Annotated in this window: 15 protein-coding genes and 1 pseudogene; 5 read left to right on the forward strand and 11 right to left on the reverse strand. The window is 71.5% G+C overall.

Going from position 1 to position 17,216, the window contains the following annotated elements:
• Positions 1-261: 261 nt before the first annotated feature.
• Positions 262-1,452 (forward strand): cytochrome P450, encoded by a 1,191-nt coding sequence (locus tag ACWC94_RS28575; protein ID WP_450800033.1) that lies wholly within the window; start codon positions 262-264, stop codon positions 1,450-1,452.
• A gap of 106 nt (positions 1,453-1,558) precedes the next feature.
• Positions 1,559-1,846 (forward strand): annotated as a pseudogene (locus tag ACWC94_RS28580) (hypothetical protein); the annotation flags it as partial.
• Positions 1,847-1,893: 47 nt separating this feature from the next.
• Here the strand turns inward: ACWC94_RS28580 and ACWC94_RS28585 are convergent.
• Complete coding sequence (locus ACWC94_RS28585; protein WP_450800035.1) at positions 1,894-3,540, reverse strand: APC family permease; 1,647 nt, start codon at positions 3,538-3,540, stop codon at positions 1,894-1,896.
• A 149-nt stretch (positions 3,541-3,689) separates the two neighbouring features.
• Complete coding sequence (locus ACWC94_RS28590; RefSeq protein ID WP_450800037.1) at positions 3,690-4,682, reverse strand: trypsin-like serine peptidase; 993 nt, start codon at positions 4,680-4,682, stop codon at positions 3,690-3,692.
• 254 nt (positions 4,683-4,936) lie between these two features.
• On the opposite strand from ACWC94_RS28590, the gene ACWC94_RS28595 reads away from it, so the two are divergent.
• Both ACWC94_RS28595 and ACWC94_RS28600 read left to right on the forward strand, forming a co-directional pair.
• Positions 4,937-5,176, forward strand: coding sequence for a hypothetical protein (locus ACWC94_RS28595; protein ID WP_450800038.1), 240 nt, complete (start codon positions 4,937-4,939; stop codon positions 5,174-5,176).
• Positions 5,177-5,289: 113 nt separating this feature from the next.
• Positions 5,290-5,595: a hypothetical protein gene (locus ACWC94_RS28600; RefSeq protein ID WP_450800040.1), complete on the forward strand. Its 306-nt coding sequence runs from the start codon at positions 5,290-5,292 to the stop codon at positions 5,593-5,595.
• A 38-nt stretch (positions 5,596-5,633) separates the two neighbouring features.
• On the opposite strand, the gene ACWC94_RS28605 is transcribed toward ACWC94_RS28600, so the two are convergent.
• The 3 genes from ACWC94_RS28605 to ACWC94_RS28615 all read right to left on the reverse strand — a co-directional run bounded on the left by ACWC94_RS28605 (position 5,634) and on the right by ACWC94_RS28615 (position 10,123).
• Positions 5,634-6,929: an alpha/beta hydrolase family protein gene (locus ACWC94_RS28605; protein WP_450800042.1), complete on the reverse strand. Its 1,296-nt coding sequence runs from the start codon at positions 6,927-6,929 to the stop codon at positions 5,634-5,636.
• Between the two features lie 163 nt (positions 6,930-7,092).
• The gene (locus ACWC94_RS28610) at positions 7,093-9,087 is read right to left on the reverse strand and encodes a glycoside hydrolase (protein WP_450800043.1); all 1,995 of its coding nucleotides are present in this window, start codon (positions 9,085-9,087) and stop codon (positions 7,093-7,095) included.
• 94 nt (positions 9,088-9,181) lie between these two features.
• Positions 9,182-10,123 carry a LysR family transcriptional regulator gene (locus ACWC94_RS28615; RefSeq protein ID WP_450800044.1) on the reverse strand — a complete coding sequence of 314 codons (942 nt, stop codon included), beginning with the start codon at positions 10,121-10,123 and terminating at the stop codon, positions 9,182-9,184.
• A 112-nt stretch (positions 10,124-10,235) separates the two neighbouring features.
• Between ACWC94_RS28615 and ACWC94_RS28620 the strand changes: the two genes are divergently transcribed.
• A complete protein-coding gene (locus ACWC94_RS28620) occupies positions 10,236-10,625 on the forward strand; it encodes a RidA family protein (protein WP_450800045.1) in 390 nt (129 codons plus the stop codon).
• A 32-nt stretch (positions 10,626-10,657) separates the two neighbouring features.
• Here the strand turns inward: ACWC94_RS28620 and ACWC94_RS28625 are convergent, their stop codons facing one another.
• The 6 genes from ACWC94_RS28625 to ACWC94_RS28650 all read right to left on the reverse strand — a co-directional run bounded on the left by ACWC94_RS28625 (position 10,658) and on the right by ACWC94_RS28650 (position 17,193).
• Positions 10,658-11,206, reverse strand: coding sequence for a universal stress protein (locus ACWC94_RS28625; protein ID WP_450800046.1), 549 nt, complete (start codon positions 11,204-11,206; stop codon positions 10,658-10,660).
• A 74-nt stretch (positions 11,207-11,280) separates the two neighbouring features.
• The gene (locus ACWC94_RS28630; RefSeq protein WP_450800047.1) at positions 11,281-12,486 is read right to left on the reverse strand and encodes a hypothetical protein; all 1,206 of its coding nucleotides are present in this window, start codon (positions 12,484-12,486) and stop codon (positions 11,281-11,283) included.
• Between the two features lie 633 nt (positions 12,487-13,119).
• Positions 13,120-14,001, reverse strand: coding sequence for a DMT family transporter (locus ACWC94_RS28635; protein WP_450800048.1), 882 nt, complete (start codon positions 13,999-14,001; stop codon positions 13,120-13,122).
• A 145-nt stretch (positions 14,002-14,146) separates the two neighbouring features.
• Positions 14,147-15,895 (reverse strand): carbohydrate binding domain-containing protein, encoded by a 1,749-nt coding sequence (locus ACWC94_RS28640; RefSeq protein ID WP_450800049.1) that lies wholly within the window; start codon positions 15,893-15,895, stop codon positions 14,147-14,149.
• Positions 15,896-16,054: 159 nt separating this feature from the next.
• Positions 16,055-16,336, reverse strand: coding sequence for a hypothetical protein (locus tag ACWC94_RS28645; protein WP_450800050.1), 282 nt, complete (start codon positions 16,334-16,336; stop codon positions 16,055-16,057).
• Between the two features lie 176 nt (positions 16,337-16,512).
• Positions 16,513-17,193: a maleylpyruvate isomerase N-terminal domain-containing protein gene (locus ACWC94_RS28650; protein WP_450800052.1), complete on the reverse strand. Its 681-nt coding sequence runs from the start codon at positions 17,191-17,193 to the stop codon at positions 16,513-16,515.
• Positions 17,194-17,216 lie beyond the last annotated feature (23 nt).

Below are 17,216 nucleotides of genomic sequence, written 5' to 3' on the forward strand. Positions count from 1 at the left end.
AACGGCGTTCTTAACAGCCTCTTAGACCGCGGTCGCGGCTGCCCGGGAGAGTGCCGTTCGGCTCGGGCCCGTCACGTCAGGAGCGCGCGCCCTCCGGAGAGACTCATTGCAACGCGTCATTGCATTCGAGTTCAGCGTCATTGCATCAATTTCTCGCCGCTGACCTCGTGAAATTACTTTTGGTCGATTGACAGGGATTCTGAATGCAACGTAGCTTTCAGGTCGCATCAAACACGTAATATCGCGAGATGGGGAATGGCGATGAGTGAATCCGTCCACACCGTCACGGCGCTGCCGGCGGAGCGTCGGCCCGGCTGCCCCTTCGACCCGCCGGCAGAGCTGATCGACGCCCGTCGGCACGGCCCCATCAGCCGCTACACCCATCCCGAGGGAAAACCCGGCTGGCTGATCACCGGATACGACCTGGTGCGGTCGGTCCTGGCCGACCCGCGGTTCAGCTCGCGCAAGGAACTCCTGAACGTCGGCGACTTCGAGGTTCCTCCGGCCCCGCCCGGCGAGTTCCTCCTCACGGACGAGCCACAGCACATGCGCTATCGGAAACCGCTGATGGGCAAGTTCACCGTACGGCGGATGCGGCTGCTCACCGAGCGCGTCGAGCAGATCACCGCCGAGTGCCTCGACGCCATGGAGAAGGCCGGGCCCCCGGCGGACCTGGTGACCGCGTTCGCCAAGCCCATCCCCACCATCGTCATCTGCGAGCTGCTGGGGGTGCCGTACCGGGACCGGGGCTCCTTCCAGGAGCAGATCGACGCCTTCATGGGCGGGGAGACAAGCGAGGAGGAGCTGATAGCGGCCTACACCGCGACCCAGGAGTATCTCGCGGAACTGGTGGCCGCCAAGCGCGCCCACCCCACCGACGACGTGCTCAGCGAACTCACCGACAGCGACCTGACCGATGAGGAGCTGAAGGGGATCAGCCTGATCCTGCTGGCCGCCGGGTTCGACACCACCGCGAACATGCTGTCCCTCGGCACCTTCGCCCTGCTGCGGCACCCGGAGCAACTGGCCGCGCTGCGCGCCGATCCCGCGCTCGCCGACCGGGCCGTGGAGGAACTGCTGCGGTATCTGAGCGTCGCCAAGCAGTTCTGGAGGACGGCGCTGGAGGACGTCGAGGTGGGCGGCCAGACCATCAAGGCCGGTACGACGGTCGTCCTGTCGTACAACACCGCCAACCGCGACCCCGAGCGCTTCGCCGATCCCCATGTGCTCGACCTGCGGAGGCAGGACGGCGGACACCTGGCCTTCGGTCACGGCATCCACCAGTGCCTGGGCCAGCAGCTGGCCCGCGTCGAGATGCGGGTCGCGTTCCCCGCGCTGTTCAACCGCTTCCCCACACTCCGCCTGGCCGTCCCGGCCGAGGAGGTCGCCCTGCGCCCGGAGACCGCGGACATCTACGGGGTGAAGAGCCTCCCGGTCACCTGGGACGCCTGATCGCGCGCCGGTGACGGGTGACCTCATGCACGGCGGCCCGTCACCGCCGGGGACGGGGCATGCTGGAAGTGTCCCCTGACGGCACGTCACGGTCACGGCGGGAAGAAGGGTGCCTCGGATCCTCCGGGTCGAGTCCGCGTTCGGCAGGGTGCGCCTGGACCTGTCCCACGCGGTCATCGAGCATCCGGTGGTCGACATCGAGTTGCACCTCGGCACGGGCGGAGCCGAGATCATCGTGCCGCGCGACGCGATCGTCGAGATCCAGGAGCTGCGCACCGTGTGGAAGGACCCCCGCTACGAGACCCGCCGGCACCCCCGCCCCGGCGGGCTGCGGATCCGGATCTCCGGAACCATGGAGTTCGGGCGGCTGAGGATCCGCCACGCGCGACGCTGAGGTCCGAGGCCGGAGAACGGAAGCGGAACGGCCCGGGACCCGGCGGCTCAGAGGATGTCCTCCTCCTCCGGAACGACGACCTGGTCGATCAGTCTCTGGATACGTTCGGTGGGCAGGGCGACCGCCATGGCCCAGTAGTAGATGACGAGGCTGAACACGGCCACGACCCCGATGTCCCACCACAGCGGGAACCAGGGGTGCTTGAGCGGCCCGAAGTCGCTGAGGTAGACGATGAGCCCCATGCCCACGAGGTAGACCGGCAGCCACTGCGCGGCCCGCAGGTCGAGCTGGGGAGTGATGGGGTTCATCTTGAACAGCCGGTTGGCGACCAGGATGACGTAGCCGAGCAGGATGGCGACGCCGAGCTTCCAGTCGGTGGTCCAACCCGACCACAGGATCAGCAGGTTGGCGACGATGAAGGCGAGCGGCGACATCCAGCGGCCGCCGGGCAGCCGGTAGGGACGGTGGGCCTCGGGCAGCCGGTCGCGGAACACCCCGAAGGACAGGGGGGCGCCCGCGTACATCAGCACACTGGCGCTGGTGATCAGGCCGACCAGGGAACGCCAGCTGGGGAACGGCAGGAAGCAGATGCAGCCGATCACGAACGCGGTGATGAGGCCGACCCAGGGAACACCGCGCCGGTTGGTGGTCTCGAAGACGGAGGGCACATAGCCGTTGCGGCTCAGGCCGTAGGAGACCCGGGACGAGCCGGTGATGTAGATCAGGCCGGTCCCGGCGGGGGAGACCACGGCGTCGAGATAGAGGACCGTGGCCAGCCAGCCCAGGCTGATCAGCGTGGCCACTTGGGCGAAGGGCCCGCTCAGCGCGGTGAAGGCGGAGTCGGCCCAGTGGCTGCCGATCTGCGAGGCGGGCAGTGCGGTGAGGAAGGTGACCTGCAGAAGGATGTAGATCAGGATGCCCAGGATGATCGACCCGATGACCGCTCGCGGGATGTCCCGCTTGGGGTTGGCGCTCTCACCGGCCAACTGGTCCGCCTGCTCGAAGCCCAGCAGCGCGAAGATGATGCCGCTGGTGGAGACGGCGGACAGGATGCCCTTGGCGCCGTACGGGTTGAAACCGTCGGCCGCGGTGAAGTTGGCGGTGTGGAACTGGGCGATGGCGAACACGAAGATCGTCAGCAGTGGAATGCCGACCTTCCACCAGGTCGCCGCGCTGTTGGTGCGGGCCAGCAGCCGGATGCTGAGGAAGTTGACGGCCGTGATGACCGCCATCAGGCCGACCGCGACGGCGATGCCCGGCGGGGTCAGGACGTGCTCGCCGCTCTCGACCTTCTCCCAGCCGCTCGCCCAGGAGTAGTGCTGGGCGTACGTGATCATCGCCAGCACCTCGATGGGTGCCACGGTGGCCGCCTGCAGCCAGGAGAACCAGCCGAACGACGCGCCGGCCGCGCCGCCGAAGGCGTAGTGAGGGAAGCGGGCGGTGCCGCCCGAAACGGGATACATACCGCCGAGTTCCGCGTGCACCAGCGCCAGGATCAGGATCGCCAGGCCGCCGATGGCCCAGGAGATGATCGCCGCCGGACCGGCGGCCGCCAGCGCACCCTGTGCGCCGAAGAGCCACCCGGACCCGATGATCGAACCCTCCGAGGCCCAGATGAGTCCGACGAAGCCGATCTCACGCCGGAGACCGGGCTTGTGGGCCTTCGGGCCGGGTGCAGCCTCTGACACGGCCATGGTCCACCCCCCTCAGTAGGGTGATGTTCACCCTTATCGTGCCACGGGGACGTTGTCTTGGCAGTGGACGTGCAGGCCCGACTTCCGGGACATGTGCGGGGACGACGTGCCGCCGGCGCGGGCATGACGTCCCCGGCGCGCGGGCCGCCCTATGATCCGGCGGTGAGACGGGGGCCGGCCGACGGGGCTCCGGTGACCGCCGCACCGTACAGGGCCTCGGTGGCGGTGCCGAAGTAGGCACTGTAGGAGACCTGCGGGGTGTTGCCGCCGGTGTGATAGCCGCCGATCACGCCGATGACCGCCCAGCCACCGGGCCACGGTACGAGCATCGGACCGCCGCTGGTGCCGCCCACGAAGGCGTCGCAGGCGATGCGCGGGAACGTACCGGGATCGGCCGGGTCGTCGCTGTCCCACCTGGTGGTCCAGCTCCAGCACGTCAGCGGCTTCTCCGCCCCCGCCGGGTAGCCGACCATCCGTACCGGGGCGTGGTAGTAGCCCGTCCCGGTGAGCAGCCGTACCCCGCCGACCGCGTCCTCCAGGAGTGTGCCGTCCTGGTTGGGCTCGGTGACGGCGAAGGCGAAGTCGTACTCGGCTCCCGCGTGTTCGCCGAGGTCGTAGTACTGCTGGGGGACATAGACGCCGTTCGTGCGCACCGGGAAGATCCCGAAGGGTTTGCGGGCGTCGTGGTACTGCGGGACGAAGGCCAGGTGACGCTTTGGCGAGGTCCCGGCATAGCCCTTCAGACAGTGCCCGGCGCTCAGTACCAGGTCGTGGCCGGGGCTGCGGACGACGGAGCCGCTGCAGGTGCGGCCGGTGCCGCCGGCGTCCGTCCAGAAGAAGGTGCCGGCCTGGGGCATGCCGTCGAAGCTCCGGCTCGGCGGGATGTACTCGCCCGGCCGGGGCCCGTCCACCGCGGGCGACGCTTCGGCGGCCGTCGCACCGGGCTCGCTCCCCTTGACGGTGTCGGCCGGCAGCGCGGCCGCCATGCGGGCCGGGGTCCAGTAGGCGTCGAGCCGGTCGGCGAGCGGGTTCCGGCCGGCGGCGGCGCCGTCGGCGGATGCCGTGGTGGTGGGGCCGGTACAGAGCAGCAGGGCCGCCGCACAGACGGCGGCGTATCGCGCGATCCTGGTCCCGGGTCTCATCTGTTCCCCTCAGAGCGGACGCACATGACGGCCCACCATAAGCCCGCGGCATCGGTCGGCACAGCGTCCGCTGCCGCCATTCGTGTACGCGCGGCAGCTGAGAACTCCCGCGGCCCAGTGCGTTCCACATGACGAAGTGGTCGACGATGTCGTCCACGGACCGCGGATGTTCGGGGAACGCCGGTTCCGGAAGCACCAACCGCACGCCCTCGCGGCGGAGTTCGGCGCCGACATCAGCGAGAGTCCTCATCTCGGTGGGCACGACGATCACGCCGTCCGCCCGGTACGGCCCCGACGAGACGGCCGCTCCCTGGTTCCCCGGCACGTACGTGACCTCCGTCGGCGCCCCGACCCCGGAGACCGGCAACCCGGTCTCCGGCTCGACCGTGGTCCGCGCCCGGCGACTGCGCATCCGTCTCCACCTCCGGAAGTGCTGCCCGGTGCTCCAGCACGCTGGGCCCGGTGGGACGAGTGAGGCGCGACCCACCGGGTAGACGCCCCTACCGGCCACGGGAGGCGGTTCCGTGGTCCGCCACTACGGGTGGGACAGGACCGTCAGCCATGGACCGCATACGCAGGGTCATGGGCCCACCGGAAGGAGAAGGCCATGAAGAAACTGATACGGGAAGCGGGCGCGGCCGGCGCCGTGACCACGGTGGTCGCAGCCGCTCTCCTCGCCACCGGCGGATCCGCGGCGGCGGCCACCCCTGGACCGGCCGGGCACGGCGCCGCCGGTACCGCGGCGGTGCACGCCGGCCGGCGCATGCCCTGCCACCGCGGTCCCGACCAGCGGATCGATCCGTGGGTCGCCGGCCAGCTGGCGTGGTTCGTCCCTGGAGCTCGGCATCGCCTGGCAGCGTACGACCCGTGGGTCAAGGACCAGCTGACGCGCTTCGCGTCCTCCTCCTGTTAGCCCCCGTACCGATCGCTCTCACCCGCGAGGTGTCGCGGTCACTTCACGAAGACCATGTCCGGGTACTCCGGCGACGGTCGCTCCAGGAGCCGTCCGCTGCGGCCGCGCAGCCAGTGGTCGAAGTAGGCGGAGACGTAGGCCTCGTTGGTGCGTATCGCGATGGCCGGGTCGATGGTGCCGATGTCGTCGGTGCGCTCGCAGGGCGACAGACGCAGCTGTGGCACGAGTGCCTCCGCGTCGGTGAACGAGGCGTGCTCCGAGCCGAGCAGGGTCAGCTCGCGGTTCCATCCCGGGGTGTGGGCGCGGAACGCCCGCCAGCCGGGTCCTGTGTCGGTGTCGCCGTCCTTGCCCATCAGCAGGAAGGGCCGGTCGAGGCCGTGCCGGGCGACCGGCATCAGTGAGCCGTCGTAGTGGGTCAGATTGCCGTCCATGTCGATGCCCGCGGTGATCCGGTGGTCGGCGTCCATGGCCAGCGCGGCGGCCGTGCCGCCCATCGAATGGCCGAACATGCCGACCTCGCTCAGATCCAGCGCCCCGGCCAGGCCCTCCGGCAGCGGCTGTCCGTCCGCGTCCGGGTTCCGGCCGCTGTTGAGATCCTGGAGCTCGTCCAGGACGAAGCCGGTGTCGGCGACCCGCACGGCGAGCGCCTTGCGCAGGAAGGCGTCGACACCGTCCGGGGGCAGCGACAGGGTGGCCAGGGAACCGTCCGGGAACTGGACCTCGGGCGACTCGTAGGTGTTGTCGATGGTGACGACCACATAGCCACGGCTGGCCAGATCGGCTGCCGACGTCGTACCCCAGGTGCGTGGTTCGCCCAGTCCCGGGGAATAGAGCACCACCGGAAGCCGCCCCTTGCGCCCCGAGGCCACAGGAGCGCTGCGCGTCGCGTGGGTGACGGTGCGCGCCCAGTCCGCCCGGCCGGCCGGGACGTGCAACCGGAGGTAGCCGTTCGCGGTGACCTCGTCGAAGTGGGCGGCAGCCGCGGGCAGCATGTACGGGGCCGCCGGACGGCCTCCCGTGCGCGTCGCGGGGTAGTACACACTGACCATCAACTCGCGCGTGCTGTGCCCGGACCGCCACGGGTCGGCCCGGGAGTGGTCTGCCAGGTGCAGGTCCACCTCCCCGACCCGGTACGGACCGGTCGGGGCGGGGAGGGCGAGTGGACGGGGGGACGACGAGGTGGTCGGTCCGGTGGGGGCGGTGCGGGTGGCTGCGGAGGCGGGGAGAGCGGCCGTCAGCGTGCACAGCGCGGCGACCGCGCAGGCGGCGAGCGCTCGTGCCCGCCGCCGGGTGCCCCCGGGACGGTCGGGCGGGCGCGGGAGGGGATTCGTCATGGGCCAAGCCTGACGGCTCGTCGGCTCTCCCCACATCCGGGGAAGCCCCCGATCTTGTCCCTCAGGGTATCCGTAGGGGATCCCGCCGGGAGCCGGTTGCCGTTCCGGGAGTCGGTAGCCGGTGCACGGAGCCGAGTGCCCTGTGCACCGGCAGCCGGTCGCCTCACAGGCCCGCGGGGCACAGCCGGTGCTTCTCACCGCCCTTGAGCACCGCGTCGACGCACCCGGCGGGCAGTCCGTCACGGGACGTGGCGGAGAAGTTGGCCGTCACGGTCAGCACGTCGGCGCCGAACGTGGTGCGCTGTACGAGACCGTCGTCCGTCAGCCGGCGGAAGTCGGTCATCGGCTGTGTGGCCGCCGCCTTGTGCAGCGGCTCGAAGTACCGTTGCACCTGGGCGATCCGCTCGCCGTGACGGTCCAGTTCGGACTGGTCGAGGACCAGGTTGAGGGGCACGTTGTACAGCATCGCGAGAAGCGCGCGGGTGCGGCTCTGGTCCGGCAGTTTCGACCACGACAGCTCCCAGCGCTCGGTACTGATCACCGAGTCGTGCAGGACCGTCTGGTACAGCGGCACCCGGTACCTCGGGTCGTACATCGCCTTCGCGAGGTCGGCCGGCAGGTGGACGGGCTTGAAGAAGACCCCCGGCGCGCCGGCCGGGGCGTAACGGCCCCAGGTCGGGCGGTCCCGCTCCAGCTTCCACAGCCGGTCGTCGACCGGTGTGCCCGAGCCATGGCTGAAGGACAGCACTCCATTCGCCCAGGATCCCGCACTCTCCGAACCGAGCACCAGGCGGCGGTCGCCGGACAGCCACGCCATGCGTGCGAGCCGGTTCCTGCGGTCCTCGGCCTTGGTCATCGGATGCGCCGCAGAGTGATCGGCGAACAGTTCACCTGCCGCGTCCACGTCCAGGAAGTAGCTGGTGGCGCCGCTCGCGGTCATCTTGCCGGTGCGGTCGGCCAGGTAGTGCCGGGTGGGCTCGGCGCGGCGGAGCGCTTCGGAGCTCACATAGCAGCCGCGGTCGCCGAAACCGGTGACGATCCTGCCGTCCGCCTGGCGCACACAGGCGGCCTGCCACACCGGGGCGGGCCAGTTGGACACGGGGGTGTCGGCCGACGCCGGGTCCTGCGCGTTGGCCCAGGAGTCGTAGGGCCCGACGAGATAACCGGCCTGCCGGGCACGGCGCGTGGCCTTGCGGTCCATGGGGGCGCCGTCGGCGTCGTACCCCAGCCACATCCGGTCGATCCCCAGCTCCCGCAGCCGGCGGACGCCCTCGGCGGTACGCGCCCGGCCCCAGGTGTAGGCGTGGAACGCGCCCACCAGCTTGGCGACTTCGGGATTGCGCGCGATCTTCTGTCGCAGCGTCGTGATGCCACCGTGGCGCTGGAGCCAGGCGCGGTAGTCGCGTGCCGCCGCTACCGGCGACCCGTCGGTGAGCGCGAACGTCACCGTGTACGTCCCCGTGGCCTGTTGCGCCGAGAACGCGTGCTCGGCCTCGGCGTGCAGGCGGCCGCCGGCGGACACGAACCTGAGGGTCGTGCCGATGTCGGACTCGACGATGTAGCTCGCGCCGTGCCGTCCGGACTGACTGGTGCCCCAGAACGGCATGGTCAGGCCGCCGGCCATGTCGGCCTCGGTCCCCGCCAGGCCCGCCGAGGGGGAGTTCCACCACCGGTCGGCGACCGGGACGGACAAGCCCTCGCCGCGTGGGAACTGCAACTCCTCAGTGGTTCGGTCCGTGCCGGAGACCGGCCAGGTCAGGCTGGACCGCCGTGCCGCGTGCACGGTGACGGCCAGGCGCCCGTCCCGCGCGGACGCGGTGACGGCCAGCCCTTTCTTGCCGTAGCGCCAACTGGCCTGCCCGTCGCGGACGGTGACCTTCCCGGGCGCGCCCAGATCACCGGACGCCGGTGCGGAGAGCTGCCAGGTGCGGCCGTCGTCCGCTCGGGCCCGCACCGCCAGGGACCTGGTGTCCACCGTGGCGTGGCCACCGCCGACCGGTACGGAGAGCTGGTCGCCGTGCGCTTCGATGCGCCGGGCCTCCGGCGTGGCGGTGCCGAACGCGGCGGCCGTTCCGATCACACCGACCATCAGGAGGGCACCGCTCACCGCGATGATCTTCGTCTGCGTCTTCGTCTTCTTGAGCTTCCTCGCCTTCACGGTCGTGGACTCTGGTGACCGAACATAAGAGAGATGTGAGAGCAGCGCGATCCGCGGCACGCTCGTCCGGCTGGTCAACCTCTGCTGTCGCAGATCAACGGCGGGGTCCTGCTGCCTGCACGTGCGCACCCGTGCGGTGTCCAGCCCGCTGACCGATCGTCGTCAGTAGGTGGGCGACCAGGGGATTGCGGTCGTTCCTGCGCCATGCGACGGCGACCCGTGTGCGCGCGGTGCCGGGATCGATCCGGCGGAAGGCCACCCCCTTGAGCCGGATACGGCGGATGCTGGCCGGGGCCACGGACACGCCGAGCCCGGTCTCCACCAGGGCGCACACGGTCTGCCACTCCACCGCGTGCTGGGAGATCCGGGGCGTGAACCCCGCCTCCTCGCACAGGCCGGTGATCCGGTCGTACAACCGCGGGCCCGCCGTGCGCGGTAGCAGGACGAACGGCTCGCCGGCCAACTGGCCTGGCCGCACCACGCGTTGGGCGGCCAGTGGGTGCGCGGCCGGCAGCACGGCCACGAACGGCTCACTGAGTACGGTCCGGAAACCCAGTTCGGACTCGTCGGCCGGAGGCTCCCGCAGCAGGCCGATGTCGATCGTTCTCTCGCGCAGCGCGTCGAGCTGCGGTGCCGTGGTCATTTCGTGGATGTCGAGGTCCGCGGCGGGGAAGCGCTGCCGGAAGTCGCGCAGCAGGCCCGGCAGGACGGTCAGCGCCAGCGAGGCGGCGAAGCCGATCCGGAGCCGGCCGGAACGGCCGCTTCCGACGGCCCGCGCCGCGGCCAGCCCGTCGGCGAGCCCGGCCAGGGCCTGCCGGGCGGCCGGCAGCAGCGCGCGGCCGGCCGGTGTGAGCGTCACCCTCCCCGGTTCCCGGTCGAAGAGCGCGTACCCGACCTTCCCCTCCAGCCGGCGGATCTGCTGGCTCAGCGGGGGCTGGGCGATGCCCAGACGGGCGGCGGCGCGGCCGAAATGCAGTTCCTCGGCGAGCACGGCAAAGGCGTGCAACTGCGGCAGCGGGAGTTCGGGGCGGTCCATACCCCAGGGATATCAGCCCACGGATGCCGGTCCCGTCCATATCCGCAGAGATATCAGTCCGTGGCACAGCTCGTATTGGACGTATCGTCGCAGGTCACCTAGCTTTCCGTGCATGACAGAGCGACGTGCGGTCCTCAGCGGGTCGACCTTCGAGGAACGGATCGGCTACGCCCGTGCCGTGGTCGACGGCGACTGGGTGCATGTGTCCGGGACCACCGGGTTCGACTACACCACCATGACGATCTCGGACGACGTCGTGGAACAGGCCCAGCAGTGCCTGCGCAACATCGAGGCCGCGCTCACGGAGGCCGAGTGCGGCTTCGCCGACGTGGTGCGCGTGCGCTATCTCCTTCCGGACCGCGCGGACTTCGAGCCCTGCTGGCCGGTGCTGCGCCGGTGCTTCGGCGAGGTCCGGCCGGCCGCCACCATGCTGGTGTGCGGCCTCGCCGACCCTCGTATGAAGATCGAGATCGAGGTGTACGCCCGCCGCGGCGCGAGCTGACCGCGGGCGGTCCCGGCGCGGCGCGGCCGGGATCACGGTGCCAGGCCCGCCGCCCGGCCCCGCCGCTCCACCGGTTCGCCGCGTCGCAGGATCCGTGCCTCGCGGGGCAGCAGTCGCGGGCCGGCCACGACCAGGACCTCGCACTCGGCCCGGGCCGGAATGTGCCGGTGGACGGGTCTGCGGTGCAGCACGGCCAGCGGACCCCGGGGCCGTGCCTTCCCGATCACCAGCAGGTCGTCCGGGGACGACGCGATCGAGCACAGCACCCGCCCCGCTGGGCCCCTGACCACCCGCCGGACGATCCGCAGGTCCCCCGGGGCCCCGCCGGCCGCCAGCTCGAAGGCCCGGTCCAGCAGTTGTCGCGCCTTGTCGGCCCACAGCTTGGCCCATGACGGATCGGGCCAGCGCCGGTAGAGGGCATCGCCCTCCGGAGGTTCCCAGGCTCGGACGGCCACCAGTGTGCGGCCGGTTCTGCGGGCCTCCAGAATGCCACGGCGCAACGCGGCCAGGCCGGCGAGCGAGTCGCTCACCCCGACGACGACATCCCCGGCCCGTCCGCCACCTGTCGTTCCCTGTGCCATGACCTCACGCTAGGAAGGGCCAATCCCCCCTGGCAAAGTCCAATTGATGGAAACTGGCCTTCTTTCGGGGCGGGTTATTTCGCCGGGCGCAGGAAAGTGCTCCAGCCGCCGTGCGGTTTCTCGCCGACCTCGAGGGTGCGCAGTTTCGCGAGGATCCTGGGGTCCTGGGCGTCGAGCCAGTCGACGAACTGCCGGAAGGAGACCAGGCGTACGTCGCCCCAGCCGGCGATCTGCCGGAGCGCCTCCTCGGCCGCGTCCATGTAGATGCCGCCGTTCCACTGCTCGAAGTGGTTGCCGATGAACAGCGGCGCCCGGTTCGTCTCGTACGCCCGCTGGAACCCGGCCACATACGCCTGTGCCGCCTGGGCGCGCCAGTAGGGGTAGTTGTAGGAGGGCGCCCGCGTGGAGTTCTTGGACTGGTTCGCCATCATGTTGTAGTCCATGGAGAGCACTTCGAACCTGTGCCCGGGAAACGGGATGCTCTGCAGCGGCAGGTCCCACACGCCGCCCCGCTTCCTCGGCCAGCACTGCAGTCCGCCGGGCGAGGAAGCGTCGTAGCGCCAGCCCAGTTCCCGCGCGACCGGCAGCAGGCTCGCCTGCCCGAGCAGGCACGGGGTGCGGCCCCCGACGAGTTCCTTGTCGTAGTCGAAGGGGAGCGGCGGATGGTCCTGCCAGCCCGTGTGCGACCGCCAGCACTTGACGAAGGTGCGAGCCTGCTCGACCTCCGAACGCCACTGCTCGGAAGTCCAGTTGGCCACCGACCCGGGGCCGACGCAGAAGTGCCCGTTGAAGTGGGTACCGATCTCGTGGCCGTCGAGCCAGGCCTGGCGGACGTACTTCAACGTCGCCTTGAGGTGTTCGTCGGTGAGGTAGCCGATGTCGGAGGCGCCGAGCGGGTTGTTCGGCGGATCGTAGAGCCGCTTCTTCTCCTCCGGAAGGAGATAGAGGCCGGAGAGGAAGAACGTCATGTGCGCGCCGTGGGTGCGGGCGAGCTCCAGGAAGCGGGGGAACAGCCCGGTGCCCAGCTCGCCGGCGCCGTCCCAGGAGAACACCACGAACTGCGGCGGGGTCTGGCCGGGTTCGAGGGGCTCGGGCGGATCCGGCTGGTGGGGCTGCCGTCCGGTGTACGCCGTGGAGCCGTCCCCGATCAGCCGGGGCGGCCCCTGCAGGGGTTCCGTGCCGCCGTCCGAGCGGCCGCACCTGGCCAACGAGGCGGCGGCCACACCGATGCCGGCGCCGAGACCGAGGCGAGCCACGCTCCGGCGGCTGATTCCACTCATCGCCATCCCAACCCGCGCCCAGGCGCGACGCCTTGCGCGCCACCCCGACCGACGCTGCCGACAGCTCGCACCATAGAGCCGATAAGTGTATAAAACGGATAATTGCGTGCGGTGTGGCGTGCAAAGGACCGGTCCGGTACCACTCGCGTCACCCGGCCGGCCCCACGGCGACGGACACCGGGCGGCCCGGACAGGCCCACCCGGGGAGGATCGGCCGGCCCGCCCTCGGCGGATCAGCGGAACGCCGCCACCGTGCGTGCCGCCCATGCGGAGAAGGACGCCGCGGGCCGGCCGAGCAGGCTCTCCGCCGCGCCGTCGACCGGCTGTTCCTCCGGGGCCGGTGCGCCGAGGACGGCGAGCCTGCCCTCGGCGACGGCGACGGCGACGGCATGAACCGGATCAGCTCGGGGCCGGTCGGCGTGCGGGCGGCACCGCCGTGTGCGTTCCCGCGCAGCACGGTGAACGGCGCCCCCGAGGCGGTCACGGCCGCCTCGAGGCGTGCGGCGTGCGCGTACGTCCGCGGCCGGGTGCCCACGCCCCGCGAGGACAGCGGCAGCCCCTTCGCCGCACCAGCCCGCACCAGCCGCGCCGCCGCCGCCCGGCAGGGCGTCCGCCGGGCGTGCGTCCAGCGGCTCATGTCGCCGGGGGTCCTTGTCCGGCCGCGACCGGCACCACGGTGATGTGCTGCACGGCCCGGCTGAGCACCCCCACGCCCACGACGATCAGCAGGGCGCCGCACGCCTCCGGTACGAGCCACCAGCCGGTGCGGATCCGCTCCCCGAACAGGGTCATGCCGAGCGTCAGGCTGATCACCGCGTCGCCGATGGTCAGCGCGGGCTGCGCCGCCGCCAGCGGCCCGGCCTGGAGCGCGTTCTCCAGAAGGAGCACGGCGGCGAGACCGGTGAGCGCGAAGCCGTACGTCTGCCAGGACCGCAGGAACGCCGCGAAGCCGTGGTCGGCGAAGGTGCCGGAGGCCGACTTCAGCAGGGCGGCGGTCAGCGCGTTGCCCGTGGCGGAGGCCACCGCGAGGAGGGCGGCGCGGCGGGCCGGCGCGTGACCCCGGCCGGCGAGCAGAACGGCCGCTGCCATTCCGCCGAGGCACAGGCACAGGGCCGGGATCCAGCGGGTGAGCGGCGCGTGGTCGGTGGCGCCGCGCGGGGCGGCGGCGACGAGCAGGACGGCGAGGCCCGCCACGCAGCCTCCCACCCCCCACCAGCCGGAGCGTGGCAGCCGCCTGTGCATCAGCGGGGCGGCGACGAGCAGCGCGAAGGGCAGTTCCAGGATGAAGAGCGGCTGGACCAGCGCGAGTGGTCCGTTGACCAGGGCCAGGCTCTGGAACAGGGCGGCGCAGACCACCCCGCACATGCCGATCACCCAGAACGGCCGGCGCACCAGCTCCACGAGCAGCCGGAGCCCGCCACGGCTGCTGGCGGACGCGGCCTTGCGCTGGAAGGCGGTGCCCACGGCGTTGCTCGCGGCTCCCGCGACGGCGAACACCGCGGCCAGTTCGATCACGACCGTCTCCTGCCTTCGGGAGGCCTCCCGGAGGAGCTTCGGATCTTCTCAGCCTACGGAAGGCGGCGAACGGACGCCGGATCACCGCACCGACCACGACGGCCCCGCCCGTCGATCACGGGGCGGGGCCGTACGCGGCGCTGGCTCAGCTCAGGGCCAGGTCGTCGGCGTACACCGCGCCCTGGCCGTACCAGCCGTGCACATACACCGTGACCGTGCCCGAGGCGCCCGTCGTGAAGGGCACCGTCAGTTTCGACCACGACGAGGACGGGGTCCAGGAAGTGGCGGTCGCGCCGCCGCTGACGCCGAGGTAGGCGTACGGCCCCTGCACCCAGCCGCTCAGCGTGTAGGTGGTGTCGGGCTTCAGGGTGAGGGTCTGCGCGCACTGGCCGGTGTGCGAGGCGGAGGGCACGGTCTTCAGCGCGTGCGCGCCGCCGTGCACCGGGGAGGAGACCACGACGGCCCCGCTGTCACAGGTCCAGGGCGTGAGCGAGCCGGCCTCGAAGTCGCCGTTGCCGAGGACGGCCGTGCCGCCGGACCCCTTGACCGTCAGAGTGAGCGGGGCGCTGTGCCGGGCGGAGCCGGCGGTGCCGGTGACGGTCAGTGGGTAGGTGCCGGGCGGCGTGGTGGCAGCGGTCCGCACGGTGAGCGTGGAGGTGCCGCCCGCGGTGACCGAGGACGGGCTGAGGGAGGCGGTCGTCCCGCTCGGGGCACCGCTCACCGTCAGGCCGACCGTCTGTGCGCTGCCGGAGGTCACCGACGTCCGGACCGTCGCCGTGGCGGTTCCGCCGGGGTCGACCGAGGCGGTGGCGGGGGAGAGGGCGACGGAGAAGTCGTTCGCCGGCGGGGTCGTCGTACCGCCGGTGAAGGGCGCGAAGGTGTGGGTGAAGTACCAGGTGTCCTGGGGGATGCCGGAGCAGGTGTCGGAGGCGCCGGAGCCGGGGCAGCCGCCGTTGTCGCGCTGGAGGGCCCAGAAGGAGAGGGTGTTGATGCCCTTGGCGACCGCCCAGTCGTACACGGTGGGGGCGTCGGCGGTGGTGAAGGTCTCCGCCGGGCCGTAGTCGTCCACGCCGGGCATCTCGGTGACGCCGACCATGTTCCACAACCGGGTGTCCGACAGGTTCGGGTACAGCTCGGCCAGCTGGTCGTGCAGTCCGCTCGCGGCCGTCTCGGTGTCGGTGGCCATGTGGTGCGTGGCACCGTCGTAGTAGTCGAACGTCATGAGGTTGACCACGTCGACCCTGGCCCCCGCGTTCTTCGCGCTGCGCAGCACGGCGAGGCCGCTGTCGGCGAGTCCGCTCGTCGTGGTCGGCAGGGTGTAGGAGAACTGCACCGGGCGGCCGTTCGCGGCGGCCCAGTCCTGGACCTTCTTGATGGCCTGGTTGCGGCGGTCGATGCCGGCGGCGTTCGTGAGGGAGTTGTCCTCGACGTCCATGTCGAGCCGGGAGACGTCGTAGGTGGTGATGATCTTCTCGTAGGCGGCGGCGATGGAGTCGGTGTCCGTGCAGCTGTCGGCGATCTCGGTACCGCCGTGGTCGGCCGCGTAGCCGCCGAGGGAGGGGATCACGTCGCCGCCGCGCGAGCGGATGGTGGCGAAGTCGGCGCCGAAGACGGAGGAGGTGACCGGGGTGGAGGTGTCGCCGTTCCAGTACGGGGTGCAGGAGCCCTTCTTGTCGGTCTGCAGGAAGGCCATGGTCAGGTACGTGGCGCCGGAGGCCTGGGCGAGCGCGGCGGGGCTGTCGCCGTTGTAGGCCTCGAAGTAGGGCGCGAAGACATGCGGGGGCAGCGGGGTCGCCGCGTGCGCGGTGCCCTGGGCTCCCAGGGCGAGCCCCGCGGAGGCGGCCAGGGTGGCCAGGCCCGCGAGCAGGGCGCGTACAGGTCTCGGACGTGTCATCGGGTACTCCCGGATAGCGAACGGCACTGTGCGGCCCGGCCGGGGCTGTGGGGCTACGCCATGATTGGTCTGGACCAAGCGTCGGTCAAGGTGCGGGAGCCGCCCTTTGCATGTTCATGGGAAAGCGAACGTGCCTGTCCTCGTGGGGAGTTGCCCCGTTCAGGTGGCGCGCGTGCCGCCCCCGCGGCGGATGCGGCCCAGCAGATCCCGGTGGTACGCCGCGAGTTGCCCGGCGGGCACCGGGGCCGGGCTGCCGGCCAGGGTGTACCAGGTGTCGCTGCCGGAGTGCTGGATGGCGACGCGCACGCTGCGGCCGTCCGACAGCAGGATGGTCGCGACGGTCAGGTCACCGGTGATCACACCGACCTCGTCGGTCATCGCTCCGCCGGGGCCGGAGACGACCCGGTCGACGTACCGGTTGATGCTGGGCGGGTTGCTCATGGGGCGCAGGCTTCCATCAACCCGGCCGGCGAGCCCCGCGCCGCGCAGGTGTCGCCGCCTGCGTCCCCGTGTTGGGTGTGCGGCGGGGACGCGGGCCGGGGCCGAACAAGGGACCGGCGGTTCCGGCCGAACAGAGGGCACTGGTGGTCCCGGCCGAACAGAGGGGACCGGTGGTCTCAGCCGAACAGGGGGAAGCGGTCCGCCACCGCGCCCAGGGCGGCCCGTTCGGCCTCGGTGAGCGCGGCGCGCCCGGTGCCCACGCGCGCGTAGTGCTCGTCGGTCCAGTCCGGCAGCGGCGGCCGCCCGAGCAGACCGTCCAAGGTGGCGCGCACCGCCGCCAGGCCCTCCGGGGCCGGGCCCGGCGCGTGCGGGAGACGGATGGTCAGGTCCAGGTGGTGGACGGTCGCCTCCACCGCGAGGGTGGTCATCAGGTCCCCGGCCGTCAGCACGTGCCCCTGCGTGCCGACGCGCTGCGCGGGACCGGCCGTCTCCGCCGCCTGTACGACCGCCGCCAGGGTCTCCAGATACAAGCCCTGGAGCTGACGGAAGTCGAGGAACATGCTGGCGTTCACCCGTACCCAGCGCCGGCCGTTCGCCGCTCCGACGGTGTCCGGCCGCCAGTCCCGCCAGTAGGTCACCGCGTCCCGGTCCACCGGCTCGCGCACCGGTGTGTGCAGGGCCACGAGTGCGCGCTGAGCGTCCGTCAGACAGTGGAAGACGAGGTCGCGGACCGCCCAGCCGGTACAACCGGTCGGCAGCCACGACTCCTCGTCGCCCAGGCCCGAGACGACCGCCGAGGCCGCCTCGTACGCCGCGCGCACCGCCCCTGCCGGGTCGACACCGTACCCCGTGCTCATGCATCCCCCTGTTCGTCCCCGTA

The organism is Streptomyces sp. NPDC001135 (genome assembly GCF_053598395.1).

Coding starts and splice junctions, on each gene's coding strand:
- ACWC94_RS28585 (WP_450800035.1), bottom strand. CDS start 3,540: ATGGCCGTGTCAGAGGCTGCACCCGGCCCGAAGGCCCACAAGCCCGGT.
- ACWC94_RS28600 (WP_450800040.1), top strand. CDS start 5,290: ATGAAGAAACTGATACGGGAAGCGGGCGCGGCCGGCGCCGTGACCACG.
- ACWC94_RS28590 (WP_450800037.1), bottom strand. CDS start 4,682: ATGAGACCCGGGACCAGGATCGCGCGATACGCCGCCGTCTGTGCGGCG.
- ACWC94_RS28615 (WP_450800044.1), bottom strand. CDS start 10,123: ATGGACCGCCCCGAACTCCCGCTGCCGCAGTTGCACGCCTTTGCCGTG.
- ACWC94_RS28645 (WP_450800050.1), bottom strand. CDS start 16,336: ATGAGCAACCCGCCCAGCATCAACCGGTACGTCGACCGGGTCGTCTCC.
- ACWC94_RS28650 (WP_450800052.1), bottom strand. CDS start 17,193: ATGAGCACGGGGTACGGTGTCGACCCGGCAGGGGCGGTGCGCGCGGCG.
- ACWC94_RS28630 (WP_450800047.1), bottom strand. CDS start 12,486: ATGAGTGGAATCAGCCGCCGGAGCGTGGCTCGCCTCGGTCTCGGCGCC.
- ACWC94_RS28575 (WP_450800033.1), top strand. CDS start 262: ATGAGTGAATCCGTCCACACCGTCACGGCGCTGCCGGCGGAGCGTCGG.
- ACWC94_RS28605 (WP_450800042.1), bottom strand. CDS start 6,929: ATGACGAATCCCCTCCCGCGCCCGCCCGACCGTCCCGGGGGCACCCGG.
- ACWC94_RS28625 (WP_450800046.1), bottom strand. CDS start 11,206: ATGGCACAGGGAACGACAGGTGGCGGACGGGCCGGGGATGTCGTCGTC.
- ACWC94_RS28640 (WP_450800049.1), bottom strand. CDS start 15,895: ATGACACGTCCGAGACCTGTACGCGCCCTGCTCGCGGGCCTGGCCACC.
- ACWC94_RS28620 (WP_450800045.1), top strand. CDS start 10,236: ATGACAGAGCGACGTGCGGTCCTCAGCGGGTCGACCTTCGAGGAACGG.